The sequence below is a fragment of the Roseateles sp. genome (assembly GCF_049240545.1).
Lineage (GTDB): Bacteria > Pseudomonadota > Gammaproteobacteria > Burkholderiales > Burkholderiaceae_C > Paucibacter_A.
Genome location: NZ_JBMLSK010000087.1, coordinates 1 through 23,770, shown reverse-complemented (window position 1 = coordinate 23,770; position 23,770 = coordinate 1). Strand labels below are relative to the sequence as shown.

Below are 23,770 nucleotides of genomic sequence, written 5' to 3'. Positions count from 1 at the left end.
ATCAAACACTTGAAGTGCAGAACTTAAAGCTTTGCCGCACTATGGTCGATATGCCGGAAGAGAGGCCCCCTCTTTCCCTCCTCCCCTAGGACCCCGGCGAGACATGACAAGACCCTGTTTGGAGCGGCAATGGCGACGATGATGGATGCTGAGATTCAGCAGGCCAGCGCTCTGGTGATCGACAGCAATGCCACCTCGCGTAGCTTGATGGCGGCGCAGCTGCGCGACCTCGGTGTCGCCCATGTCCGCCAAGCCACGCGCATCAATGACGCGCGGGTGATCCTGGAGCACAAGGCCTACGACATCGTGTTGTGCGACTACCACTTCGACGGCACTGAAATGTCGGGGCAAGACCTGCTGGACGAATTGCGCCGCGAGCAATTGCTGCCCTACTCCACCGTGTTTGTGATGGTCACCGGTGAAGCCTCATATGCCAAGGTGGCCGAAGCCGCAGAGGCCGCGCTCGACGCTTATCTCGTCAAACCCTACACCACCACGTCCTTGGCCGATCGGCTGGCCAGTGCGCGCCACCGCAAGCGGGTGCTGAAGGACATTTTTGAAGCCATCGAGAAGCAAGACTTCGAAACCGCCGCCGGCCATTGCCTGAAGCGTTTTGAAGCTCGCGCGCAGTTCTGGCTCTACGCGGCCCGCATCGGCGCCGAACTGCTGCTGCGCTTGAATCGGTTTGATGACGCCCGCAAGCTCTATGACGCCATCATCGAAGCCAAGACCGTGCCTTGGGCACGGCTGGGCGTGGCGCGCACCGAACTCAGCGCCGGCAATTTGACAGCCGCCCGGCGCACCTTGGAAACCTTGATCGGCGACATTCCCGACCATGCAGACTCCTACGATGTGATGGGCCGGGTCCAAATGGAGCAAGGCGAGATTGAAGCCGCGCTCGCCACCTACCGCACCGCCGTCAATCTGACACCGGGCTGCCTCTTGCGCGCCCAACGGGCCGGCAGCTTGGCCTTTTACGCCGGCCAGCGCGAGGAAGCCATGCGCATGCTGGAGCGCGCCATGGCCCAGGGTCTGCGCTCCAAGCTCTTCGATATGTTGAGCCTGATCTTGATCGCTCTGATGCGCTTTGATAACAAGGACAGCAAGGGCCTCAAGTACGCGCAAGACACCATGTTCAATGAGTTGGACCGGCACCCGAACTCCAAGCGCCTGCAACGTTTCGACAAGGTGATGCAAGGCCTGCGCTTCATGGCCGACAAGCGGGTGGCCGACGCTCTGGAACTAACCCGCCAGTTCAGCCGCCAAGCCATGGAGCAGGAGGACTTCGACTTTGAAGCCGCCAGTCTTTTGTTGGCCCTGTGGGTGCGTTTGGCCGCCATGATCGAGCTGGAAGAAATGGGGCAATTGGTCAAGCAGATTGGCCTGCGTTTTTGCACCACCAAATCCAGCACCGAAGTGTTGATCGCCATGTGCGAGGGCAACGAAATGGTGGCGGAAGAACTGCGCAACTGCCATGCCAGCATCTTCGGCATTGCCGAGACGGCCATGCGCCACTCGATGCGCGGCACGGCGCGCACGGGGGTTGAGTTGCTGATCCAGCAAGGCGAAGCCACGCGCAACGCCAAACTGATCGATATGGCCAGCCTGGTGCTCAAGCGGCACACCGACAAAATCGAGGACGCGGACGAGTTGTCGGAGCAAATCTCGCAACTGCAAAACCGCTATGTGGTGCCGCTGGGCGCAAGCATCAACCGCAACCGCGCGGCCGGCAGCATTGCCTTGCGTGTTTAAGCCTGGCGGCGCTGTAGCGGCGCTTCAGAACAACTCGATCTGAGCTGCTGCGGGCGCTGTCGCTGAGTCAGCCCCTGGGGCTTTGGGCCCCGGGCGCTGAAACCGGCTCAAATCCAAATCCATGCGCTCGCGCAGGAGGCCAAGGCGAGCACAAGCCTTGGTCATGCGCTGCTGGTTCAGTTCGGCCCACAGTCCTTCGCCCTTCATGCGGGTATTGAATCGTGCGTCGTTGTCGCGGCCGCCGCGCATATCGCGCAGCCGGGCCATGATGCGCGCGGCGCGCTCCGGCACATGGTGTTGCAGCCAATCCTGAAACAAAGGGTTGACCTCCCAAGGCAGGCGCAGCGGAATGCTGAAGGCCGCGCGCGCGCCCGCAGCGGCCGCGGCCTCAAGAATCTGCTCCAACTCTGGCTCATTCAAAAACGGAATCAAGGGCGAAACACTGACGCCCACCGGAATGCCGGCCTCGGCCAAGCTTTGAATGGTTTGCAAACGCCGCTGCGGCGCGGCCGCACGTGGCTCCAAGCGTCTTGAAAGTTCATTGTCCAACGTCGTGACCGACACATAGACCGCCACCAGTCCCTGCTTGGCCATCGGCGCCAGCAAATCCAGGTCTCGCAAAATGCCGGCCGACTTGGAAACGATGGAAAAGGGGTGTGCATGGGCGCTCAAGACCTCGATCAAGCTACGAGTAATGCCCAGCTTGCGCTCCACCGGCTGATAGGCGTCGGTCGCGGTGCCTAGGCACAGCAACTGAGGCTGGTAGCGCGGATTGGCGAAGGCGGCGCGCAGGCGCTCGGCGGCATTGACCTTGGCCACGATGCGGGTCTCGAAGTCCAGGCCCGGCGACATATTCAAATAGCTGTGCGTCGGCCGGGCAAAGCAATAAATGCAACCGTGTTCACAGCCTCTGTAAGGGTTGATGGACAGATCAAAGCTGATGTCCGGGGACTGATTGCTACTGAGGATGCGGCCGGCCTGCTCTTCGATGATTTGGGTAGCAGGCGCGCAAAGCTCCTGCTGCGCTTCTTGATCCAATGAGCCCCAGCCATCGTCGTATTGCTCGCGCAGCTCGGCCTGGAAACGGTGCGCAATCGTACAGGCACTGCCGCGCCCCTTGAGCGTGCCTGCGTCGATGTAGAACGGCTGCGCTTGGCTGGGTTTGCGATGGGTGCTCGGCTTGAATGACATACTGTTAATATATACAGTATTTTATCCAGGCGCCAGCCTCGCCTTTCGCCTTAGCCCGAAAGCGAGAAGCGAGTTTTAGAGGAAGCCGGCTTCCTGCAAAAAGCGCGAAGGCTTGGCGGGGTCAAAGGCCAAAGTCAGGCGCTGCCGGGCGCGGGTGATGGCCACATACAGCAGGTTGCGATTTTCAGCAGCGCTCACCTCACCGACAAACTCACCGCGCGAGAGATGCGGAATCAGCACATGGTCGAACTCCAGGCCCTTGGCAGACTCGATGCTCGACAAGGTGACTCGCGGGTTCGCCTGCATCCGCGTTTGGCCCTCGTGCAGCTTTTGCAAGAGCCGAAAGCCTCCGTCCAAGCCCTCGTCTTCACCCGCCACCACTTGCACCAATTGCGCGATGTTGTCGCGCACCTGGTGAATATCGCTCTGACGCACCAGCACGGCAGCGGCCAGGCCCGTCGGATCCAAGGCCTTCAAAAAGCCTTCTGAAAAACTGGGCAAGTCTTGCGACTTGAGCACCGCCATCGCGGCACGCAGCCGAGGCAAAGCCACGCCGGAGGCGTTGCGCAAGACCTGACCCTCGATGAAGGCCCGCATGCCATCCGGGTGTGCGCAAGCCTCCTCGATGGCCCGCCGCTGCGCCGTCACAGCGTCCAAATGGCGCAGCTCGGTGCTGTCGATCAAGGCGCCGGCAAACTGCATCAGGGCGGCCAAGGTCTCGGCACGCAGCGCTTTGGACGCAAAGCCACTGAAATCATCGAAACAGAAGGCGTAGAGCCCGCGCACCAGCAGCACTTCAGGTCGACGCAGAAAGGGCTGAAAGCCCTCCACCCGATAGCCCACACCGCGTTTGAGCAGCTCGCTTTCGATCAAGATCGAATGGGCGGGTTGCCGCAGCAAGATGCGCAACTCATGCAGCTCTTTTTGCTGCAAATGGTCGCGGGCCGTTTCCGCCACCAAGCGCACCATGATGCGGTGTGACTCGCAGCTCAGTTTGCGGATTTCGGTTTCGCGCTGCTGAAAAGCGGCGTAAGGCTTGCCACCAGCCAGAGCGCCTGCGGCTTGCGCCAACTGGGGCCCAAAGCGATGGCTGGCCGTCAAAGGCAGGCGAATTGGCTGGCCCACTTCCTGGGTGAAGCTCGCATGCATAAAGGCCGCCTCGGCGCCGGCCTGCGAGTGAATCACCTGATCGCGATCTCCCACGCCGACAAAAGCCGCGCGCCGGTTCTGATCCAGCAAGCCCTTCAACACGGTGAACATGGCCCGGTTGGTGTCGTGCATTTCATCGACCACGAGGAGGGCCAAGCCCAGTGCCAGGCAAGAGTTGTCGAGCTCGCCCTCTTCCGCGCTGAGCGCGCGCGCCAGGTCGTAGGTGGCATCGCCTTCAAAACGGAAGGCCGGCCGATCGGGATGCCCGCCGCGGCGAATGAACTCATAGGCGCTGCGCACCCGCAGCGTGAGGTAGTCAAAGCCCAAGTCCTCGGCCAAATCAGGACTCATCGGCGCCTCGGCCGACAACTGCTCGATCAGCATGCGGCCTTTGAGCACGGCAAAAGACTGCAGCAACCCCTCGACCATGGCCGTCGGTGCAGCGCCAATCAGCAGTTCGTCGGGGTAGCGCTCCTGAGGCAGGGTCTGGGCCCGCTCAATCGCGCGCAGCACATAGGGCTTGACCTGCTCTTCCGAGCGCAACTGCAAGACGCCCTCGCCCTCGATAGCCCCCAGCAGCCATGCACTGAAGGACTCAAAGGTGTGAATGCGGATCTCCTGCAGCTGCTCAACAGAGACGCCGACAAAGCGCAGCTGCTGACGCAAAGCCTGCACGGCAGGCTCGGTATAGGTCAGCGCCAGAATCATGGCCGGCTGCGCGCCGCGCTGCAGCGCCTGCGCGATGCGCAAGGCCAGGGTCGTGGTCTTGGCGGCGCCGGCGTTGGCTTCGATCAGCACATGCCGAGCCCGCGTCGTCTGGATGGTGACTTGCTCGTCCGTCGGGCGGAAGCTGCTCGGGGCAAAGATCGGATCGGACATCGGCAGTCTCAAGTAACTGAGGCGAAAAAGACCAGCAATCAGTACTCGTCGCCGCCCGGGCCAACATAGCCCGGCGCCAGGTTCTCAAACTTGGTGTGCATGCGCTGGAAGGCCAGCTTGACCGTGCCGACCGGGCCATTCCGCTGCTTGGCGATGATGATCTCGGCCACACCCGGCTCCTTGCACTCTTCCTTGGTGTAGTACTCGTCGCGGTAGATGAACATGATGATGTCGGCATCCTGCTCAATGGCGCCGGACTCCCGCAAGTCGGACATCATCGGTCGCTTGTCGGGCCGTGTTTCCACCGAACGGTTCAGCTGCGACAGCGCAATCACCGGGCACTTCAGCTCTTTGGCCAGCGCCTTCAAGCCGCGCGAGATTTCACCAATCACGGTCGCGCGGTTTTCTTCATTCCCACCATTGCCGCTCATCAGCTGCAAGTAGTCGATGATGATGAGGCCCAACTGGCCGCTGATACGGGCCTGGCGGCGCGCGCGGGCGCGCACCTCGCTGGGCGAGAGGCCGGGGCTCTCGTCGATGTAAATGGCCGCCTTGCCGAGCTTGTCGACCGCTTCGGACAAACGGCCCCATTCATCATCGGCCAGGCGACCCAGACGCAAACGGCTCTGGTCGATGCGACCGACCGAGCCGACCATACGCAGCGCCAACTGAGCCGCGCCCATTTCCATCGAGTAAATGACGACCGGCAGGCCTTCATTGATGGCCACGTTCTCACCAATATTGACCACGAACGCGGTCTTGCCCATGGAAGGGCGTGCGGCCAAGATGATCAAGTCGCCAGGCTGCAGGCCGGCGGTCATATTGTCCAGATCGTAGAAGCCGGTGCGCACGCCAGTGACGTCTTCGGCGCCGTTCTCGGCCAGCTCATTGACGCGGTCGATCAGCGCCACCACCAGGTTGTCCATGCTGTGGAAACCTTGGCCGCCGCGGTTGCCTTCTTCATTGATGCGGAAGATCTTGCCTTCGGCCTCGTCAACGATTTCCTTCACCGCCTTGCCCTGCGGGTTCATCGCAGCGCTGGCGATCTCATCGCTGGCCGTCACCAGCTTGCGCAGCACGGCGCGTTCGCGCACGATCTCGGCATAACGGCGCAGATTGGCGGCACTCGGCACGCTCTGCGCCAAGGCATTCAAATAGGCCAGTCCCCCGCATTCCTCGGCCTTGCCAAGAGACGTGAGCTCTTCGAAGACGGTCACTACGTCGGCAGGCTTGCCGGCATTGATCAGCTTGCCCACCGCCACGAAGATCAGCTTGTGCTCGAAACGGTAGAAGTCCGATTCGGTCAACAAGTCGCCGGCTCGGTCCCAGGCCGAGTTGTCGATCAAGAGCCCACCCAGCACGCTTTGCTCGGCCTCGATCGAATGCGGCGGCACGCGCAGGCGCGCCACCTCATCGTCGCGACGGTCAGCGCCGATGGAAGAGCCCGGGAGAGGCGTGGAGGAGAAAGTTGCGCTCATGGATGGTGTTGCCCTGGACGGGTTCGCTGGCAGGAGCTGTGGACAAGTCTGTGGAAAGGCGGGGGATGCCTCTGTATAACATCATCCCCAGAAACGCAAAAAGCCGACGGCTTTGACAGCGTCGGCTTTTTTATTGGCTGACCCTTGCAGGTCAGTTCAATGCGCAGCGCTTAGTCGTTCTCGCGAACCACTTGCACGCTGATTTCCACGACCACATCGGTGTGGGGGGCAACGTTCACGGAGAACTCGCCAACCGCCTTCAAGGGGCCCAGGGGCATACGCACTTGGGTCTTGGTGATGGCGAAGCCCAGCTTGCTCAGGGCGTCAGCCACGTCAGCATTGGTGACGGAACCGAACAGGCGGCCGTCCACGCCAGCCTTTTGGCTGATGCGCACGGTCTTGCCAGTCAGGCTTTCGCCCAGAGTTTGAGCAGCGGCCAGCTTTTCAGCGGCAGCCTTTTCCAACTCAGCGCGGCGGGCTTCGAATTCCTTGATGGCCGCTTCGGTAGCACGACGTGCCTGGCGAGTCGGGATCAGGAAGTTACGGGCATAACCGTTCTTGACCGTGACGACATCGCCCAGGTTGCCGAGGTTGGCCACTTTTTCAAGCAGAATAATTTGCATGGTTGCCTACTCCTCAGACCTTGTGCTGGTCGCTGTACGGCAGCATGGCCAGGAAGCGAGCACGCTTGATCGCCACGGTCAGCTGACGCTGGAAGAATGCGCGCGTGCCGGTCAGGCGAGCGGGCGTGATCTTGCCGTTTTCGCCGACGAAATCGCGCAGCGTGTCGATGTCCTTGTAGTCGATCTGCTCAACACCGGTAACGGTGAAGCGGCAGAAACGCTTGCGACGGAACAGCAATGATTGGGTATTGCGCTTGGGCTTCTTGTCTTTAGAGAAGCGACCTTTTCCACGTGGTGGTGCCATCGTGTGACCTCTTTAATTTAATCCGGATTCGAACAATTCGGTGTGTGGCTGGTATCGATCGCAGTGATGTGGAAAACCGTTCCACGCCCTGCTTTCTGAGCGCTGAGGAAGCCTGAAAAACAAGCCGTTCCACCAACACCCAAGGCCTGCAGGCGCTTGCCAATTTCACCAATCGCCACCGCTTTGATTTCCATGGAAACCTTGCGGGGTCTGCCGGCTTCTTGCACCTGGGACTCATGCTTCAAGCAACAGTCCAAGGCCATCAATCCGGCCGGGGTGTATCTGACAAGTCCTAACTCCAGCAGACTGGCTTGCAAGATCAAGTGATTCACCGAAGAACCCACCCACTCTTGCTTGCTCGCTGCGCGAAGCAGGCCTTTTTTATCTCAATCAATACCGATTCAAACACCAAGCTTTAGCCAACTCAGCTCGAAAGCTGAATTAGGCGGCCGCGACCTGAGGCGCCTTGCGAGCGTCTTCGCGGTCCACAGACTTCATCATCACCGAAGGGGTGGTTTCAGCCTTGGACTTCAGCACAGTCAGGTGACGCAGCACGGCGTCATTGAAGCGGAAGCCAGTTTCCAGCTCAGCCAGGGTTTCCTTGCTGCACTCGATGTTCACGCACAGATAGTGGGCCTTGGCCAGCTTCTGGATCAGGTAAGCCATTTGACGGCGGCCCCAATCTTCGACGCGGTGCACAGTGCCGCCACCGGTGGTGATCAGGCTCTTGTAACGCTCCAGCATGGCCGGAACTTGTTCGCTTTGATCCGGATGGATCAGCAGAACGATTTCATAGTGACGCATAAGTACTCCTTGTGGATTCCAGCGAGCCGTGTCATCTCCAATTGACAACCCGACCTAGCGCTGAGGAAGCCGTGCCACAGCGTCTACACGTGGTCACGGCAAGGGGGAACCCGCGATTGTAGCCCAATTTTCTTGTTTCGACTAGGGCCAGCTGCGGGATTCCCGCTTGGGGTTCAAACCATGCTCAGCCAGCTCTTCCTCGCTCTTGCCGTCGCCCAGTCGCCTGGAGCCCTGGACGGGCGGGCGCCGCAGCAGCCGGAGCATCGATGCTTGGGCTGCGGCAGGCGCCGGGGTCAGCCAGCTGACCACAATCAATGCACAGAATCCGGCCGGCACGCCAAAGACGCCGGCCGAGATGGATTGAATGCCCCACCAAAGCTGCGCTTCGCCCGGAATGCCAAGGGCTGCACGCAATGAGGGATTGGCGGTGGCGAGATAAAAAACACTCACCAACATGCCTGTCAACATACCCGCCACCGCTCCCCAGCCGTTGGCGCGCTGCCAGAAGATGCCCATCAGCAAGGCCGGAAAGAAGGCAGCACCAGCAACGGAGAATGCCGCACCGACAAGGTACAAAATCTCAGCAGGCCGATGCGCAGCCACTGCTGCTGCCGCCAGGGCCGCGGCCAGCAACAAGGCCTTGGACAAGGTGACTCGCCGCGTCATAGAAGCTTGCGGGTGCAGAACACGGTAGTACACATCGTTGGACAGCGCCGCAGAGATGGTCAGCAGCAGCCCATCGGCGGTAGACAAGGCCGCCGCCAAGCCGCCTGCAGCGACCATACCCGAGACGACAAAGGGCAGGCCCGCGAGCTCAGGCGTGATCAACATGATGATGTCGCTGCTGATGCGCAACTCGCCGAGTTGCAACACGCCATCCGCATTGACATCGCTGATGGACAAAAGCCCTGGATCCAGTCGCGCCCATTGCGAAATCCACTGGGGCAACTGTTCGATTGGCGTGCCCACCAACTGAGTCAGCACCTCGTACTTGACCATCACCGCCAATGCCGGCGCCGTGAAGTAGAGCAAGGCAATGAAGAACAAGGACCAAGCCACCGACTCGCGCGCTTCACCCACCGTGGGCGTGGTGTAGTAGCGAGTTAACAAATGCGGCAAGCCGGCGGTCCCCACCATCAAGCAAAACACCAGGGCGATAAAGTTCCTGCGCGACTCTTCAAACTGCTGCTGCTGGACCGGTGTGCCGGCCGGATCGCCACTGAACTGCTGAACGTGAGGCAGCATGCCGCTCAAGGGAAGAGCGCGCCCCTCGTTGCTGAGCTGAGCCAAGCGCCATTGCTCGCTCGCTTCTGCGGGAGTCCGAGGTAAACCGGCCTGACGTTTTTCTGCGCTCTGTATCTCGGCAAGCGGGGCGTCTTCGGCCTTCAGCTGCGCCACCTGCCGAGCCGCCTCCGCACGCTCCTCCGCCAAAGATTGAGGTACATCGCGAAGCTTGGCCTCAAAAGCGTCGGCCCGTTGCTGGAACACCTCGCGCACCTGCAACTCGAGCGGGTCCTTGATCAGTTCTTGCTCTCGCTCACTCAATTTGGCCAGTTGCTGGCCGTAGACCAATTGCGGCAGAGGCCACCCCGTCTGCTTCACGCTCAACCAAACCACCGGCACCAAAAAAGCGATCACCAGAACGATGTACTGCGAAACCTGCGTCCAGGTCACTGCTCGCATGCCACCCAAAAAGGAACAAACCAGGACGCCCCCCAGTCCCACGAACACGCCGACCTCAAAACCCAAGCCGGTCAATCTCGCAGTGATCAGTCCGACGCCATAAATCTGTGCCACCACATAGATGAATGACACCAGCACCGCCGCGAACGCACCAATCAAACGGGGCGCCGTACCGCCATAGCGGGCGCCGAGGAAGTCCGGAATCGTGAACTGACCCGACTTGCGAAGATAGGGTGCCAAACACAGGGCCACGAGGACAAAACCGCCGGTCCAACCCAAGACAAAAGCCAGGCCGCCGTAACCGCTGAGGTAAAGCGTGCCGGCCAAGCCAAGAAAAGAGGCCGCACTCATCCAGTCGGCGCCCGATGCTATGCCGTTGAACATGGCCGGTACGCGTCGACCGGCGACGTAGTACTCATCGGCGTCCGTGGTTCGGCACAGCAAGCCAATCGCGGCGTAGACACCTACCGTGGCCGCCAAAAAAGAGAAGCCAATCCAGTGCTTGGCCAAACCCAAATGCTCCAGCCCCGCAAGCAACAAGACGAACAGCACGAAGCCCAGGGTGTACCAGGCGTAGATTCGTTTGAGACGACGATTCAGGGTTGCGCTGGGACGGGCGCTGCTGCAAGCATGCGGTGACGACGGGCTCATATCAATGGATTCGGGTCTACCCGGCATCATGCGAGGCGACTGGCGGGCTGTCGATAGCAAGGAACCCGCATGCCCATTGCCCATGAAAAACGGCCCCTTCGGGCCGTTTCCATCTCAGCGATCCAAAGACCGCTCGATTGGTGAGGTTCTCACCGCTTGGCGAGTCGCTGCCAAGTTTCAATCACCGAGTCAGGGTTCAAGGAGATCGACACAATGCCCTCACCTGCCAGCCACTCGGCGAAATCCGGGTGATCGCTAGGCCCTTGGCCGCAGATGCCGATGTACTTGCCTGTCGCCCGGCAAGCGGTGATGGCACGCGAGATCATGGCCTTCACAGCCGGGTCACGCTCATCAAAGTCACCCGCCAACTGCTCCAGACCGGAGTCCCGATCCAGACCCAAGGTCAGCTGTGTCAGGTCATTGGAGCCGATCGACATGCCGTCGAAATGTTCTAGGAACTGCTCAGCCAAGATCGCATTGCTCGGAACCTCGCACATCATGATGACCCGCAGACCGTCCTGCCCACCCGCAGCCGCGCGCTTGAGACCGCGTTCGGCCAACATGGCCACCACGCGCTCGGCTTGGCGCACGGTACGCACAAAGGGCACCATGATTTCGACATTGGTCAGGCCCATGTCATTGCGCACGCGCTTCAAAGCCTCGCACTCCATGGCGAAGGCATCCGAGAACTCGCCGCTGATGTAGCGCGAAGCGCCACGGAAGCCCAGCATCGGGTTCTCTTCATCGGGCTCGTAGCGCGAACCGCCAATCAGCTTGCGGTACTCATTGCTCTTGAAGTCCGACAGGCGCACGATTACCGGGCGCGGGAAGAAGGCCGCGGCAATCGTCGCCACACCTTCCACCAGCTTGTCCACGTAGAAAGCGCGCGGGGACGCATGGCCACGAGCCACCGACTCCACCGCCTTCTTCAGATCCGCATCGATGTTCGGATAGTCGAGGATGGCCTTGGGGTGGACGCCAATATTGTTGTTGATGATGAACTCGAGGCGAGCCAAGCCGACACCGGCGCCGGGCATCTGCGCAAAGTTGAAGGCCAGCTGCGGGTTGCCGACGTTCATCATGATCTTGATCGGGCAGTACGGCAGTTCGCCGCGATGCACTTCGCTGATCTCGGTCTCGAGCAGCCCGTCGTAGATGAAGCCGGTGTCGCCCTCGGAGCAAACCACGGTCACCAACTGGCCGTCCTTCAGCTTCTCGGTCGCGTCACCGCAACCGACCACTGCCGGAATACCCAGTTCGCGCGCAATGATGGCTGCGTGGCAGGTGCGGCCACCGCGGTTGGTGACGATGGCCGAAGCGCGCTTCATCACCGGCTCCCAGTTCGGGTCGGTCATGTCGGTCACCAAGACATCGCCGGGCTGAACGCGGTCCATCTCGCTGATGTGCGAGACCAAACGAACCGGGCCGGTACCAATCTTTTGACCGATGGCGCGGCCTTCGGCCAGCACGGCGCTATGGCCCTTGAGTTTGTAGCTGTGTTCGACCTGCCCTTCGGCCTGGCTCTTCACCGTCTCAGGGCGGGCTTGCAAGATGTAGAGCTGGCCATCGACGCCGTCGCGGCCCCACTCGATGTCCATCGCGCGGCCATAGTGCTTCTCGATGATCAGGGCATAACGCGCCAACTCGATGACTTCGGCATCGGCCAGCGAATAGCGGTTGCGCGCTTCGGGCGCGGTGTCCACGGTCTTGACCAAGCGGCCCGAGGCGGCTTTTTCTTCCGGCGTGGCGAACTCCATGCGGATCAGCTTGGAACCCAGGTTGCGGCGGATGATGGGCAGACGGCCCTTCTCCAGCGCCGGCTTGTGCACATAGAACTCGTCCGGGTTCACAGCGCCCTGCACCACGGTTTCACCCAGGCCGTAGCTGGAGGTGATGAAGACCACGTCCTTGAAGCCGGACTCGGTGTCGATGGTGAACATCACGCCGGCCGAGCCGAGGTCAGAGCGCACCATGCGCTGCACGCCGGCGCTCAGCGCCACATCGGCGTGGGCAAAGCCCTTGTGCACGCGGTAGCTGATGGCGCGGTCGTTGTAGAGGGAGGCGAAGACCTCCTTCATCTTGTGCAGCACCTCTTCAATGCCAATCACATTCAAGAAGGTCTCTTGCTGGCCGGCGAAGGACGCGTCGGGCAAGTCTTCGGCCGTGGCCGAGGAGCGCACGGCAAAGGACACGCCCGGGTTGTCGGCGGTCAGTTTCGCAAATGAGCTGCGGATTTGCGCTTCCAAATCAGCCGGGAAAGGCTGCGCCTCCAACCAGCCGCGGATTTCGGCACCGGCCTCGGCCAGGGCGCGCACATCGTCGGTGTTCAGAGTCGCCAGGCGCGCTTCGATGCGCTTGTCCAGACCCTCGTGCTTGAGGAACTCGCGGAAGGCATGCGCTGTGGTGGCAAAACCACCCGGCACGCGAACGCCAGAACTGGAAAGCTCCGAGATCATTTCGCCGAGGCTGGCGTTCTTACCGCCAACGACCTCGACGTCGCTCATCCTCAGATTCTCAAAGGGAACGACCAGGGCGGTCGGCTCATAGCGTGTGGACATGGGAATACTCCGTGATGTTGAAAATTCCTGAGTCCCGCCGCGGCGCCTGGAGTCTCGGCTCGAGCGCTGCCCCTGTCGTCCACACAGTCACTCAGCCCAAGAATTCTGCATTCTTGTTCTAGCCCGGGCTTGAGTGTTTGAAAGCTGCGCATGACGGCTGGCGGTTGGTTGCGAAGGATTCTACGGGTTACATCGCCGTATGATGAACAAACACTCTAGAGCGACTCAACCATGCCCCATCGCACCGTGTACTTTGTCTCGGACGGCACCGGGATCACTGCTGAAACCTTCGGTAACTCGATCCTGGCCCAATTCCCCACCAAACCGCGCCATGTGCGCCGCCCTTTTGTTGACACGCCCGAAAAGGCCTACGCCGTGGTGCGAGAGATCAATGAGACCGGCGAGCGCGAAGGCAAGCGCGCCATCGTCTTCGCCACCTTGGTGGACCGCGAGGTGCTGAAGATCGTGCGCGACCACTGCCAAGCGCGAGTGCTCGATATGTTCGGCACCTTTATCGAACCGCTGGAAGACGAGTTCGAGGTCAAGTCCAACCACCGGGTGGGGCGCTTCTCGGATGTGGCGCGCAGCCAGGAGTATCACGATCGCATCGAAGCGATCAATTTCTCGCTCGCCCATGACGACGGCCAGTCGGCCAAGAATTTGGACGTGGCCGATGTGATCCTGGTTGGCGTGTCGCGCAGTGGCAAAACGCCCACCTCGCTGTATCTGGCCTTGCAGCATGGCATCAAGGCGGCCAACTATCCGCTGATTCCCGAGGACTTCGAACGCGGCCGTCTGCCCGACACGCTGGCACCCCACAAGCGCAAATGCTTTGGCCTGACCATTGACCCAGAACGCCTCAGCCAGATCCGCAACGAGCGTCGCCCCGGCAGCAAGTACGCCGACCTGATGAATTGCCGCTACGAGGTCAACGAGGCCGAGAGCATGATGAAGCGCGAGGGCATAGCCTGGCTCTCATCGACGCACAAGTCGATCGAAGAAATCGCCACCACCATCTTGCGTGACTTGCGGCCTGATCGCTTGATCTACTGATCGCTCAGGGCAGCAGGCGCTGCCGCGCCGATTCGTACAGACAAATTGCTGCAGCACTGCCCACATTGAGCGACTCCTCGCCGCCGGGCTGAGGAATGCCGACCGTCAGGGCGCAGCGCTGCATCAAGTCGGCCTGCACGCCCTGCCCTTCGTGACCCATCACCCAAGCACAGGGACTGGGTAGGCGAATTTGGTGCAGTTGCGCCTCGGCATAAGAGCTGGTGGCCACCATCGGCAACTGCAAAGCTTCCAGGTCAGCCGGCGCCAAGCCTTCGATCAAATGCAGGCCGAAATGCGCGCCCATGCCGGCCCGCAAGACCTTGGGCGACCACAGCGCCGCTGTCCCCTTCAAGGCCAGCACCTGACGAAAGCCCATGGCCGCCGCGCTGCGCAAAATGGTGCCCACATTGCCAGCATCTTGCAGACGATCCAAGACCACCGAATCAACTGCAGGCTTGAGCGATTGTTTGTCGTCATGCGGCACTTCAAAGCCGATTTGCGCGGGGGATTCCAGGCCGCTGATGGTCTTGAACAAATCAGTCGGCACGATCAATTGGCGCGGCGCCGCATCGGCCAGCGCTCGCAGCACCGGGTCCGCCGCCGCAGCCTCGGTCAGCACCGCTTGGGTCACCGGGTAGGCGCGCTGCAAGCAGGCACGCACCAAGTGGTCGCCCTCCAGCCAGATCGACCCCAGCTTGCGATAAGCGCCGCCGTCTTGGCTCAGCTTGCGCAAGCGCTGCAAAGCCGGGTTGTCACGCGAGGTGATGTGCAAAACCTGGCTCATTGCTTCTCCAACAAAATCTCTCGCACCGGGCCAAAAGTCCGGCGGTGCCAAGCGGTCACGCCATGCTGACGCAAAGCAGCCAAATGCTCGGCCGTCGGGTAGCCCTTGTGGCCGGCGAATCCGTATTCAGGGTGGGCCTCATGCATGGCCAGGCACTGCCGGTCACGCGTGACCTTGGCCAGGATGGACGCGGCCGAGATCGCCTGCACCTTGGCGTCGCCCTTGACGATGGCCTCGGCCGGAATCTTCAAAACGGGCAAGCGATTGCCATCGACCAGCACAAGATTCGGCTTCAGGCGCAGGCCTTCCACGGCCCGCCGCATGGCCAGCAGGGTGGCCTGCAAGATGTTCAAGGCATCGATCTCTTCGACGCTGGCCTCGGCGATGCAGCAGCACAGGGCCTTGGCGCGGATTTCGTCGAAGAGGCGCTCGCGCTTCTTCTCGGTCAAAACCTTGGAGTCAGCCAAGCCGGCAATGGGGTTGACGTCATCCAGGATCACCGCAGCGGCCACCACCGGCCCAGCCAAGGGCCCTCGCCCGGCTTCATCCACACCCGCCACCAGCCCGCTGACATTCCAGGCCAGGCCGAGTTGCTCAGGCGCGACCAATGACTTGCGCGATCGCATCGGTGGCCTTCTGGGCGGTGTCACAACGCAGCAAGTGATGCTGCTGCTCAAAGCACTGCTGGGCGCGGGCATAACGCGGCGCATCATCCAGCCAGGCCAGACCTTCGCGGGCCAATGCCTCAGGCGTGCAAGCGTCTTGAATCAACTCGGGCACGACAAACTCTCGCGCCAAGACATTGGGCAAACCGACCCAAGCTTGGTAATTGCGACCCTTCATGCGCCACCAGTTGAGCGCATGCATGCGATAAGCAATCACCATCGGGCGCTTGAAGAGCGCAGCCTCCAAGGTGGCGGTGCCACTGGCCACCAAGGTGACATCACAGGCGGCCAGCGCCTCGTGGGAGCGCCCGTCCAGCAAATGCAAATTCAGCGCGGGCGCATGTTGGCGCACGAGCGGATCGATCAAGCTGCGCAAGCCCGGCGCCACCGGCATCAAGAAGCGCAAATCTGTGCGGGACTTGCTCATCAGCACCGCTGCCTTCAACAAAGGCTCGGCGATATAGGCGATCTCGCTGCGGCGGCTGCCTGGCAACAAGGCGACCACCGTGTCAGATTCGCTCAAACCCAAGACGCTGCGAGCCTCGGTCTTGGGTGGCGTCAGCGGAATCGCGTCGGCCAAGGGGTGTCCGCAATAGCTGGCTCCAATGCCATGCGCTTTCAACAATTCGGGCTCGAATGGGAATAAGCACAGCACATGATCGGCCGAGCGCTTGATCTTCTCAACCCGCTCAGCCCGCCAGGCCCAGATCGAAGGGCAGACAAAGTGCACCGTCTTGATGCCGCCTTCGCGCAAGCGCTGCTCCAAACCGAAGTTGAAGTCCGGCGCATCAATGCCAATGAAGGCGGCCGGCTTGTCTTGCAGCAAGCGATTGCCCAGTTGCTTTCGAATCGACAACAACTCGCGAATGTTCAGCAAGGCATCGACATAGCCGAACACCGACAGCTTCTCGCTTGGCCACCAGGGCTCGAAGCCCTGCGCCTGCATCTTGGGGCCGCCAATGCCTTGGGCTTGCAATCCAGGCCAACGCGATTGCAGGCCCCCCAGCAAAAGGCTGGCGAGCAAATCGCCGGAGGCCTCGCCGGCGACCATGCCAAAGCGTGGCGAGGTCTGGGTCATGGAAGCGTTCAAATCAGCGCACGATGCCGCGGGAAGCGGCAGCCAGGAAGCCCAGCATCAGCGCAATATCGGCATCTGATTCGGGCTCGCCCTGCTGCCCCTTCAGCTCGCCAATCGCCGACATGGCCTGCTCTAGCGTCAACGACGAACGGTACAAGAGCTTGTGCATCTGCTTGATCACCGCAACGCGTTCCGCAGCAAAGCCGCGACGACGCAGGCCCACCGCATTGATCGCGCGCGCGCTCAAGGGGTTGCCATCCACGGTCATAAAGGGCGGCACGTCCTGCGCCACATGGCCTTGAAAGCCAATCATCGCGTGTACGCCAATCTTCACGAACTGATGCACGCCGGTCAGGCCGCCAACCACTGCCCAGTCGCCCACATGCACATGCCCAGCAAGTGTGGCGTTATTCGCCAGCACCACCTGATTGCCCAGGCGCACATCGTGGGCGATGTGCACATAGGCCATGATCCAGTTGTCTGAGCCGACGCGGGTTACGCCCTCGTCCTGCGCCGTACCCAGATTGAGGGTGCAGAACTCGTGAATCGTGTTGCGATCACCGATGTGCAACTCGGTGGGTTCGCCCGCGTACTTCATGTCCTGCGGCGTGCCGCCGATGGAATTGAACTGGAAGATGCGGTTGTCTTGGCCGATGGTGGTTCGACCCTCGATGACGCAATGCGGGCCAATCGAGCTGCCTGCACCGATGCGCACGTGCGGGCCAATCAGGCTGTAGGCACCCACGCTGACCGAGCTGTCAAGCTCGGCCGCCGGGTCGACGATCGCGGTGGGGTGAATCTTCGTCATGCTGCGCGCCTAAGGCTGATGGGTTCAGGCATCAATGCGGCGCATCGTGCACAAGAGCTGCGCCTCTGCCGCCAGTTGATCGCCCACCATCACCTTGCCAGAGAACTTGAAGATGCCGGCCTTGGCACGGTCCAGGGTCACGTCCAACAAGATCTGATCGCCAGGCTCGACCGGACGCTTGAAACGCGCGTTATCAATGCCGGCGAAATAGACCACGGTGCTGTCGTCCAAGACGATGTCCGAACTTTCCAGCGCCAACAAGGTAGCGGCCTGCGCCATCGCTTCCAACATCAACACACCCGGCATCACCGGGCGATGCGGAAAGTGCCCCAGGAAAAAGGGTTCATTGATGCTGACATTCTTCAGCGCCAGGATGCGCTTGCCCTTCTCGATCTCAAGCACACGGTCCACCAGCAAGATGGGATAGCGGTGTGGCAATTTCTTGAGAATTTGGTGAATGTCCATCATGATGAATTTTTCTTTTCCTGCGCCTGTTCAAGCGCTTTTTCAAGGCCCTGCACACGCTGGCGCAAGGCATGCAAATTTCGCAAAGTAGCGGCGTTCTTTTCCCAGCTCGCATTGTCGTCGAAGGGAAACACGCCGCTGTAGAGGCCGGGCTTGTGAATGCTGCGGCTGATCAGGGTTGCGGCCGAGACATTGACATGATCGGCAATCGTCAAATGCCCAACGATATTGGCCGCACCCGCGATCGTGCAATGGGCACCGATCCGCGTACTGCCGGCAATCGCGGTGCAACCCGCAATCGCCGTATGCCGGCCAATTTGTACGTTATGGGCAATCTGCACCAGATTGTCGATCTTGACGCCGTCTTCCAAGACCGTGTCGTCCAAGGCGCCACGGTCCACGCAGCTGTTGGCGCCGATTTCAACGTCATTGCCAATGCGCACCGCGCCGAGTTGCTCGATCTTTTCCCAGCGGCCACCGCCGGCGGCACCGGTCGGCGCAAAGCCAAAGCCATCGGCACCAATGACGACGCCGCTATGGATGAGGCAGCGCTCACCAATCTGGCAATCAAAACCGACCGTGACGCTCGCCGCCAATCGCGTTGAAGCACCGACCACGGCGCCACGACCGATCACGCATTGCGCGCCAATGCGAGCGCCATCGCCAATGCGGGCGTCGGCCTCGATCACCGCCAGCGGACCAATATCAACACCCTGGCCCAAACGAGCACTGGGATCGATCACCGCGCTGGGATGAATGCGCGCCGGGCTTGGCGGTCGCACTCTGGAGGCCCACCACTGTGTCAGGCGCGCAAAGTACAAATAGGGATCCGGCGTGACGATGGCCGGTCCGCGCTTGGCTGCCGCTTCCGCAAAAGCAGGTGCCACGATCACGCAGGCGGCGGCCGAGGTCGCCAACTGCGACTGATAGCGCGGATTGGACAGAAAACTCAGCGTCGCCGACGTGGCGCCTTCCAGCGGCCCAACCCGCTCAATCAGGACTTGCCCTGCATTTTCGGAGGCCCCATGAAGATCGCCGCCCAAGGCGGCGATGACTTCAGCCAGAGTGACGGCGGCCACCGATCACTTCTGGGCGTTCAGCGTGTCAATCACTTTCTTGGTGATGTCCACGCGAGCGCTGACGTTCAGCGCATCCTGCACGATCAAGTCGTATTTTTCAGAATCGAAGATTTGCTTGATGACACGATTGGCGCGCTCCACCACGGCACCCAACTCTTCGTTCTTGCGCTGGTTCAGGTCTTCTTGCCATTCACGGCGCTTGCGCTGCAGATCACGATCGATCTCGACCAGATCACGCTGACGGCGGTTGCGCTCGGCCTCGCTCAGCGTCGGCGCGTCTTTCTCCAGCTTCTCGGCGGACACGCGCAGCTTGTTCTCCTGATCCTTCAGGTCCTTTTCACGCTTGCCAAACTCGGCTTCCAGCTTCAGCTGCGCTGTCTTGGCCAAGTTGGCCTCACGCAGCACCCGCTCGCTGTTGACGTAGCCGATCTTGAGTTCCTGAGCCTGCACGCCCAGTGCCGACACAGACATGAGGGCGGCCAATGCCACCGAATTCAACAGCTTGCTCTTCATCAGAATGCGTTCCCGATCTGGAATTGGAATGGTTCTATTCTATCTGTGGGTTTCTTGCGCAAAGGCTTGCCGTAACTCAGGCGCAGCGGCCCCATCGGCGAGATCCAACTCAGACCGATACCCACCGAGGAGCGCACCGTGTCAAAGTTGACCTTTTCATTCGGGCCCCACACATTGCCCGCATCAATGAAAGTGTAAATCCGGAAGGTCTTGTCATTGCCGCTGCCGGGCACCGGCAGGTACAACTCACCGTTCAGGTTGACGCGGCGATTGCCGCCAATGCGCGTGCCGGTCACGTCCACCGGGCCCAGCGAACCAGCCTCAAACACCCGTACCGATCCCAGACCGCCGGCATAGAAGTTCTTGAAAATTGGGTAAGGCTTGCCTGCAAGACCCACGCCCCAACCCAATTCACCATTCACACCAAACGAGATCTTGTTGGTGATCGGGATGAACTCCTGATACTGCATATTCAGGCGAGCGTATTTCGCATCACCCAAACCGCTGGTCTCCACATTGATCCGCTGGTACTTTCCTTTGGTCGGGGAAATGATGCTGTCGCGGTTGTCGCGCTGCCAGCCAATGGTGAAGGGGTAGGAAACGCTATCGCGACCGAAAAGGCGTCCGTACAGCAAGTAGCTATTGGGCAAACCGGCCGTGGTGGTCATGGTCGTGCGTTCATAACCCAAGCCGAAGAAGACGGTATCGAGCTCCGAGAACGGCACGCCAAATCGAATCGAAGCACCCTGGGTGACCAACTCGAACTGCTCGCCGAGATTGTTGTAAGGCTTCTGAGTTCTGTAGAACAGATCCAATGCACGGGACACACCGTCGACCGTGAAGTAAGGATCCACCGTGCTGAGCACCAGCGTGCGGCCGGTAGACGCGGTCGACACTTCCACGCCGAGGTAATTGCCGGAGCCGAAGACGTTGTCCTGTCGGATCGCGCCGGTGAAGGACAGCTTTTGCTGACTGGAGTAGCCGGCGCCGACCTGGATATTGCCGGTTGGGCGCTCCACCACATTCAGCACCACATCGACCTGATCCTGTGCGCCTGGAACCTCGCTGGTGTCGATGGTGACTTCCTTGAAGTAACCCAAACGCTCAACACGGTCTCGTGAGGCCTTGATCTTTTGTCCGTCGTACCACGCCGATTCAAACTGGCGGAACTCGCGCCGAATCACTTCGTCACGCGTGCGGGTGTTGCCGGACACGATCACCTTGCGAACATAAACGCGGCGTTGCGGCTCACCCGAGAAAGTCACCACCACCTGGCCGGTCGCGCGGTCAATTTCCGGGCGCGAATCCACGCGCGCAAAGGCGTAGCCGAAAGTGCCGTACAGATCCGAGAAGCCACGCGTCGTTTGCGCCACGGCTTCGCCTTGATACGGTTGACCGGGCTTCAACACAATCAGTCGCTTGAAGTCTTCTTCGCGACCGAGGAACTCGCCTTCCAACTTCACGCCAGTGACGGTGTATTGCTGGCCTTCACTGACGGTGATGGCGACACTGATGTTTTGCTTGTCCGGCGAGATCGTGACCTGCGTCGAAGTCACGGCAAACTCAAGATAGCCGCGATTCAAATAATAGGAGCGCAGGGTTTCCAGATCGGCATTCAGCTTGGCACGCGAATAGCGGTCGGTCTTGGTGTACCAAGTGAGCCATCCACTGCTGGTTTGCTCCAGCAGACCCACCAAGGTGCTTTCAGAAAACACCGAGCTGCCCAGGATGCGAATTTCACTGATCTTGGCCGGCTCGCCCTCGCTCACCGTGAAGCTCACGTTGACGCGGTTTCGCTCCAAGGGCGTGATCGTGGTGGTGACCTCGGCGCCGTAAAGGCTGCGGGTCAGGTATTGACGCTTCAGCTCTTGCTCGGCGCGATCGGCCAAGGCCTTGTCGAAGGGCTTGCCTTCGCCAATACCCACTTCCTTCAGCGACTTGGTCAAGGCCTCGGTGTCGAACTCCTTCAGACCGACGAAGCTGACGTTGGCGATGATGGGACGCTCTTCAATCATCACGACGACTGCACCGCCGTCGACGCTGATGCGGACATCCTTGAACAGGCCGGTGGCAAACAGCGCTCGAATCGCTGCAGCCCCCTTTTCCTCGTTGTAGCTGTCGCCGATACGGAAAGGCAAGGACGCGAATACGGTGCCGGGATCGGTGCGCTTCAGGCCCTCGACCCGAATGTCTTTCAGCACAAAAGGATCCACCGCCCAGGCGGCGCCTGACTGCAGGGCGGCCACCAGGGCCAAGGTCAGGGCTGAGGGGCGCATACGCGCGCCCATTCTTAGAGATGAGGACATGCAGGTAGAGTCAATGCAGGCCCGTCAAGCGGGCCACGTCGTTGGAAAGGGCGAGGACCATCATCAGCATCAGGATCAACGCACCTGCGCGCTGCAACTGCGTTTGCCACCACTCCGATACGGGGCGGCCGCTCAAAACCTCGAAAAGATAATACATCAGGTGCCCACCATCGAGCATCGGCAGCGGCAGCAGATTGAGCACGCCGAGGCTCACGCTGACCAAAGCCAAGAAGCCCAAGTACTGCGCAAGACCCGAGCGCGCCGACTGTCCAGCGTAGTCCGCAATGGTCAAAGGGCCACTCAAATTCTTCAGCGAGGCTTCGCCGACAAGCATGCGGCCAAACACCTTCAAGGTCATGCTGGACACATCCCAGGTGCGCTGTACGCCGCCAAACAGTCCGTCAAAGAAACCACGGCTGACTTTGACTGTCGCTGGCGCTGCGCCCACCATGGCTTCGATTCGACCAATAGCTCGGCCATTGTCTTGCGCAACCTTTGGACTCACTTCAAGTTCGAGTACACGGCCTGCACGTTCAACCTTCCAGACCGCGGTTTGAGATTGGCCCTCACGCACCGAATTGCGAATCCAATCCCGCAGGCCGGCTGCGTCAAGGATGGGCATCCCTTGCACAGCGAGCACGCGATCACCCGCCTGCAGGCCCGCCGCATCGGCCGCCCCCCCGGGTGTGACCTTGCCCAAGACCGGCTCGGCCAGCGGAGACAAGCCCAGTTTGCGCAAGGTGGCGGCATCAAACTCATGCTGAGCCAGACGATCGGTTTCCAACAACAGACTGCGATGCCCTTGACTGCCGTGGCCGCTCACATCCAGGTGCAATCTTTCACCTTGCGCCATGGCTTCGGTAGTGCGCGACAAGAGCTCAGGATAGGAGTTCAGTTCACGCCAGTTCTGTCCGTCTGGCGAGGTCGCGCGCACCCGATCACCGGACTGCAGGCCCGCACGAGCGGCCAAGGATTCAGCGGCCGGCGTCCCCAGGACGGGCTGGGGCTCTTCGGTTCCGACCCAAAAGACTGCCGCAAACAAAACCACGGCAAGCAGAAAATTGGCCAGCGGGCCGGCCGCCACGATGGCAGCGCGCTGCCGCAAGGGCCGATTGTTGAAGGCCTGATCGCGCAAGTCCGGAGCCACCGGTCCTTCGCGTTCATCCAGCATGCGGACATAGCCGCCAAGGGGCAAAACACACAGGGTGAACTCAGTGGCATCCGGGCTGCTTTGACGGCGCCAAATCACCTTGCCAAAACCCACCGAGAAGCGCAGCACTTTCACGCCGCAGGCTCGGGCCACTCGGTAATGGCCGTACTCGTGCACGGCCACCAAGACACCCAAGGTCAGCAGGAAAGCTAGCAGCGTGGTCATGCAGCCATTCCGGCAATCAAGTCGCGGGCATAACGCCGGGCACGCGCGTCAAGACCCAAGAGCCCTTCGACGCTACTGCATTCGCCGCGCTCGGGCTGCAAATTGGTCAAGCTTTGGCTGTTGACGCGGTGGATCTGGTCAAAGCGCAAGCGGCGGGTGAGGAAAGCCTCGACCGCTTCTTCATTGGCCGCGTTCAGCACTGCAGTGGCCCCCTCCGGCCCACGCAGGGCCTGCCACGACAGATACAGGCCCGGGAATCGAGCTTCATCCGCTTCTTCAAAACTCAGCCCCGGGCCAGTCAAGAGATCCAGTCGGCTGGCGCCGGCCTCAATGCGCTCGGGGAAGGACAAGCCATAGGCAATCGGCACCCGCATATCGGGCGTGCCCAACTGGGCCAGCACCGAGTTGTCGCGACAGACCACCATCGAATGGATGATGCTTTGCGGATGAATGATGACCTTGATTTGCTCCGGCGTCAGATTGAACAACCAACGAGCCTCAATCACCTCAAGCGCCTTGTTCATCATGGTGGCCGAGTCCACCGAGATCTTGCGGCCCATCACCCAGTTCGG

At 60.9% G+C, this 23,770-nt stretch carries 20 protein-coding genes and 1 pseudogene; 2 read left to right on the top strand and 19 right to left on the bottom strand.

Annotated elements, in window-relative coordinates:
- Nucleotides 1-129 precede the first annotated feature (129 nt).
- Nucleotides 130-1,752 (top strand): response regulator, encoded by a 1,623-nt coding sequence (locus ACOVRJ_RS05965; RefSeq protein ID WP_422042975.1) that lies wholly within the window; start codon nt 130-132, stop codon nt 1,750-1,752.
- A gap of 24 nt (nt 1,753-1,776) precedes the next feature.
- Here ACOVRJ_RS05965 and ACOVRJ_RS05960 read toward each other — a convergent pair whose 3' ends face one another.
- The 9 genes from ACOVRJ_RS05960 to ppsA form a co-directional block, all read right to left on the bottom strand.
- A complete protein-coding gene (locus tag ACOVRJ_RS05960) occupies nt 1,777-2,943 on the bottom strand; it encodes a PA0069 family radical SAM protein (RefSeq protein WP_422042974.1) in 1,167 nt (388 codons plus the stop codon).
- Between the two features lie 75 nt (nt 2,944-3,018).
- Complete coding sequence (locus ACOVRJ_RS05955) at nt 3,019-4,971, bottom strand: 3'-5' exonuclease (protein ID WP_422042973.1); 1,953 nt, start codon at nt 4,969-4,971, stop codon at nt 3,019-3,021.
- A gap of 38 nt (nt 4,972-5,009) precedes the next feature.
- Nucleotides 5,010-6,449: a replicative DNA helicase gene (gene dnaB / locus ACOVRJ_RS05950; RefSeq protein WP_263537035.1), complete on the bottom strand. Its 1,440-nt coding sequence runs from the start codon at nt 6,447-6,449 to the stop codon at nt 5,010-5,012.
- A gap of 170 nt (nt 6,450-6,619) precedes the next feature.
- Nucleotides 6,620-7,072, bottom strand: coding sequence for a 50S ribosomal protein L9 (rplI, locus tag ACOVRJ_RS05945; protein ID WP_339595061.1), 453 nt, complete (start codon nt 7,070-7,072; stop codon nt 6,620-6,622).
- Nucleotides 7,073-7,085: 13 nt separating this feature from the next.
- Nucleotides 7,086-7,376 (bottom strand): 30S ribosomal protein S18, encoded by a 291-nt coding sequence (rpsR, locus tag ACOVRJ_RS05940; RefSeq protein WP_263531959.1) that lies wholly within the window; start codon nt 7,374-7,376, stop codon nt 7,086-7,088.
- 17 nt (nt 7,377-7,393) lie between these two features.
- Nucleotides 7,394-7,708 (bottom strand): primosomal replication protein N, encoded by a 315-nt coding sequence (gene priB / locus ACOVRJ_RS05935; protein ID WP_422042972.1) that lies wholly within the window; start codon nt 7,706-7,708, stop codon nt 7,394-7,396.
- Between the two features lie 109 nt (nt 7,709-7,817).
- Nucleotides 7,818-8,180: a 30S ribosomal protein S6 gene (gene rpsF / locus ACOVRJ_RS05930; RefSeq protein ID WP_263537038.1), complete on the bottom strand. Its 363-nt coding sequence runs from the start codon at nt 8,178-8,180 to the stop codon at nt 7,818-7,820.
- A gap of 141 nt (nt 8,181-8,321) precedes the next feature.
- Complete coding sequence (locus tag ACOVRJ_RS05925) at nt 8,322-10,514, bottom strand: VC_2705 family sodium/solute symporter (protein WP_422042971.1); 2,193 nt, start codon at nt 10,512-10,514, stop codon at nt 8,322-8,324.
- A 149-nt stretch (nt 10,515-10,663) separates the two neighbouring features.
- Entirely contained in the window at nt 10,664-13,072 is a 2,409-nt protein-coding gene (ppsA, locus tag ACOVRJ_RS05920; protein WP_422042970.1) for a phosphoenolpyruvate synthase, read from the bottom strand.
- Between the two features lie 231 nt (nt 13,073-13,303).
- Here ppsA and ppsR point away from each other — a divergent pair, with 231 nt between their 5' ends.
- Complete coding sequence (gene ppsR, locus ACOVRJ_RS05915; protein WP_422042969.1) at nt 13,304-14,125, top strand: posphoenolpyruvate synthetase regulatory kinase/phosphorylase PpsR; 822 nt, start codon at nt 13,304-13,306, stop codon at nt 14,123-14,125.
- Between the two features lie 4 nt (nt 14,126-14,129).
- Here ppsR and ACOVRJ_RS05910 read toward each other — a convergent pair whose 3' ends face one another.
- From ACOVRJ_RS05910 to ACOVRJ_RS05865, 10 genes and pseudogenes are all read right to left on the bottom strand, one after another.
- Nucleotides 14,130-14,909 (bottom strand): TrmH family RNA methyltransferase, encoded by a 780-nt coding sequence (locus tag ACOVRJ_RS05910; protein ID WP_422042968.1) that lies wholly within the window; start codon nt 14,907-14,909, stop codon nt 14,130-14,132.
- Nucleotides 14,906-15,535, bottom strand: a complete 630-nt coding sequence (rnhB, locus tag ACOVRJ_RS05905) for a ribonuclease HII (protein WP_422042967.1) — start codon at nt 15,533-15,535, stop codon at nt 14,906-14,908. The genes ACOVRJ_RS05910 and rnhB overlap by 4 nt, the downstream gene beginning before the upstream one ends.
- A complete protein-coding gene (gene lpxB, locus ACOVRJ_RS05900; RefSeq protein ID WP_422042966.1) occupies nt 15,504-16,652 on the bottom strand; it encodes a lipid-A-disaccharide synthase in 1,149 nt (382 codons plus the stop codon). Before lpxB ends, rnhB begins: the two co-directional genes overlap by 32 nt.
- A gap of 13 nt (nt 16,653-16,665) precedes the next feature.
- Nucleotides 16,666-17,460 (bottom strand): acyl-ACP--UDP-N-acetylglucosamine O-acyltransferase, encoded by a 795-nt coding sequence (gene lpxA / locus ACOVRJ_RS05895; RefSeq protein WP_422042965.1) that lies wholly within the window; start codon nt 17,458-17,460, stop codon nt 16,666-16,668.
- A 24-nt stretch (nt 17,461-17,484) separates the two neighbouring features.
- A complete protein-coding gene (gene fabZ / locus ACOVRJ_RS05890; RefSeq protein WP_422042964.1) occupies nt 17,485-17,928 on the bottom strand; it encodes a 3-hydroxyacyl-ACP dehydratase FabZ in 444 nt (147 codons plus the stop codon).
- The gene (gene lpxD, locus ACOVRJ_RS05885; RefSeq protein WP_422042963.1) at nt 17,925-19,004 is read right to left on the bottom strand and encodes a UDP-3-O-(3-hydroxymyristoyl)glucosamine N-acyltransferase; all 1,080 of its coding nucleotides are present in this window, start codon (nt 19,002-19,004) and stop codon (nt 17,925-17,927) included. The genes fabZ and lpxD overlap by 4 nt, the downstream gene beginning before the upstream one ends.
- A gap of 3 nt (nt 19,005-19,007) precedes the next feature.
- Nucleotides 19,008-19,517: an OmpH family outer membrane protein gene (locus ACOVRJ_RS05880; RefSeq protein ID WP_422042962.1), complete on the bottom strand. Its 510-nt coding sequence runs from the start codon at nt 19,515-19,517 to the stop codon at nt 19,008-19,010.
- Nucleotides 19,517-21,793, bottom strand: coding sequence for an outer membrane protein assembly factor BamA (bamA, locus tag ACOVRJ_RS05875; RefSeq protein ID WP_422042961.1), 2,277 nt, complete (start codon nt 21,791-21,793; stop codon nt 19,517-19,519). Before bamA ends, ACOVRJ_RS05880 begins: the two co-directional genes overlap by 1 nt.
- Before the next feature lie 40 nt (nt 21,794-21,833).
- Complete coding sequence (gene rseP, locus ACOVRJ_RS05870; RefSeq protein ID WP_422042960.1) at nt 21,834-23,198, bottom strand: RIP metalloprotease RseP; 1,365 nt, start codon at nt 23,196-23,198, stop codon at nt 21,834-21,836.
- Nucleotides 23,195-23,770 (bottom strand): annotated as a pseudogene (locus ACOVRJ_RS05865) (1-deoxy-D-xylulose-5-phosphate reductoisomerase); the annotation flags it as partial. The gene rseP and the pseudogene ACOVRJ_RS05865, both read right to left, overlap by 4 nt.

What these genes read in the sequence shown, in the direction of transcription:
- ACOVRJ_RS05965 (WP_422042975.1), top strand. Translation starts at nt 130, where the DNA reads ATGGCGACGATGATGGATGCTGAGATTCAGCAGGCCAGCGCTCTGGTG.
- ACOVRJ_RS05960 (WP_422042974.1), bottom strand. Translation starts at nt 2,943, where the DNA reads ATGTCATTCAAGCCGAGCACCCATCGCAAACCCAGCCAAGCGCAGCCG.
- ACOVRJ_RS05955 (WP_422042973.1), bottom strand. Translation starts at nt 4,971, where the DNA reads ATGTCCGATCCGATCTTTGCCCCGAGCAGCTTCCGCCCGACGGACGAG.
- dnaB (WP_263537035.1), bottom strand. Translation starts at nt 6,449, where the DNA reads ATGAGCGCAACTTTCTCCTCCACGCCTCTCCCGGGCTCTTCCATCGGC.
- rplI (WP_339595061.1), bottom strand. Translation starts at nt 7,072, where the DNA reads ATGCAAATTATTCTGCTTGAAAAAGTGGCCAACCTCGGCAACCTGGGC.
- rpsR (WP_263531959.1), bottom strand. Translation starts at nt 7,376, where the DNA reads ATGGCACCACCACGTGGAAAAGGTCGCTTCTCTAAAGACAAGAAGCCC.
- rpsF (WP_263537038.1), bottom strand. Translation starts at nt 8,180, where the DNA reads ATGCGTCACTATGAAATCGTTCTGCTGATCCATCCGGATCAAAGCGAA.
- ACOVRJ_RS05925 (WP_422042971.1), bottom strand. Translation starts at nt 10,514, where the DNA reads ATGAGCCCGTCGTCACCGCATGCTTGCAGCAGCGCCCGTCCCAGCGCA.
- ppsA (WP_422042970.1), bottom strand. Translation starts at nt 13,072, where the DNA reads ATGTCCACACGCTATGAGCCGACCGCCCTGGTCGTTCCCTTTGAGAAT.
- ppsR (WP_422042969.1), top strand. Translation starts at nt 13,304, where the DNA reads ATGCCCCATCGCACCGTGTACTTTGTCTCGGACGGCACCGGGATCACT.
- ACOVRJ_RS05910 (WP_422042968.1), bottom strand. Translation starts at nt 14,909, where the DNA reads ATGAGCCAGGTTTTGCACATCACCTCGCGTGACAACCCGGCTTTGCAG.
- rnhB (WP_422042967.1), bottom strand. Translation starts at nt 15,535, where the DNA reads ATGCGATCGCGCAAGTCATTGGTCGCGCCTGAGCAACTCGGCCTGGCC.
- lpxB (WP_422042966.1), bottom strand. Translation starts at nt 16,652, where the DNA reads ATGACCCAGACCTCGCCACGCTTTGGCATGGTCGCCGGCGAGGCCTCC.
- lpxA (WP_422042965.1), bottom strand. Translation starts at nt 17,460, where the DNA reads ATGACGAAGATTCACCCCACCGCGATCGTCGACCCGGCGGCCGAGCTT.
- fabZ (WP_422042964.1), bottom strand. Translation starts at nt 17,928, where the DNA reads ATGATGGACATTCACCAAATTCTCAAGAAATTGCCACACCGCTATCCC.
- ACOVRJ_RS05880 (WP_422042962.1), bottom strand. Translation starts at nt 19,517, where the DNA reads ATGAAGAGCAAGCTGTTGAATTCGGTGGCATTGGCCGCCCTCATGTCT.
- bamA (WP_422042961.1), bottom strand. Translation starts at nt 21,793, where the DNA reads ATGCGCCCCTCAGCCCTGACCTTGGCCCTGGTGGCCGCCCTGCAGTCA.
- rseP (WP_422042960.1), bottom strand. Translation starts at nt 23,198, where the DNA reads ATGACCACGCTGCTAGCTTTCCTGCTGACCTTGGGTGTCTTGGTGGCC.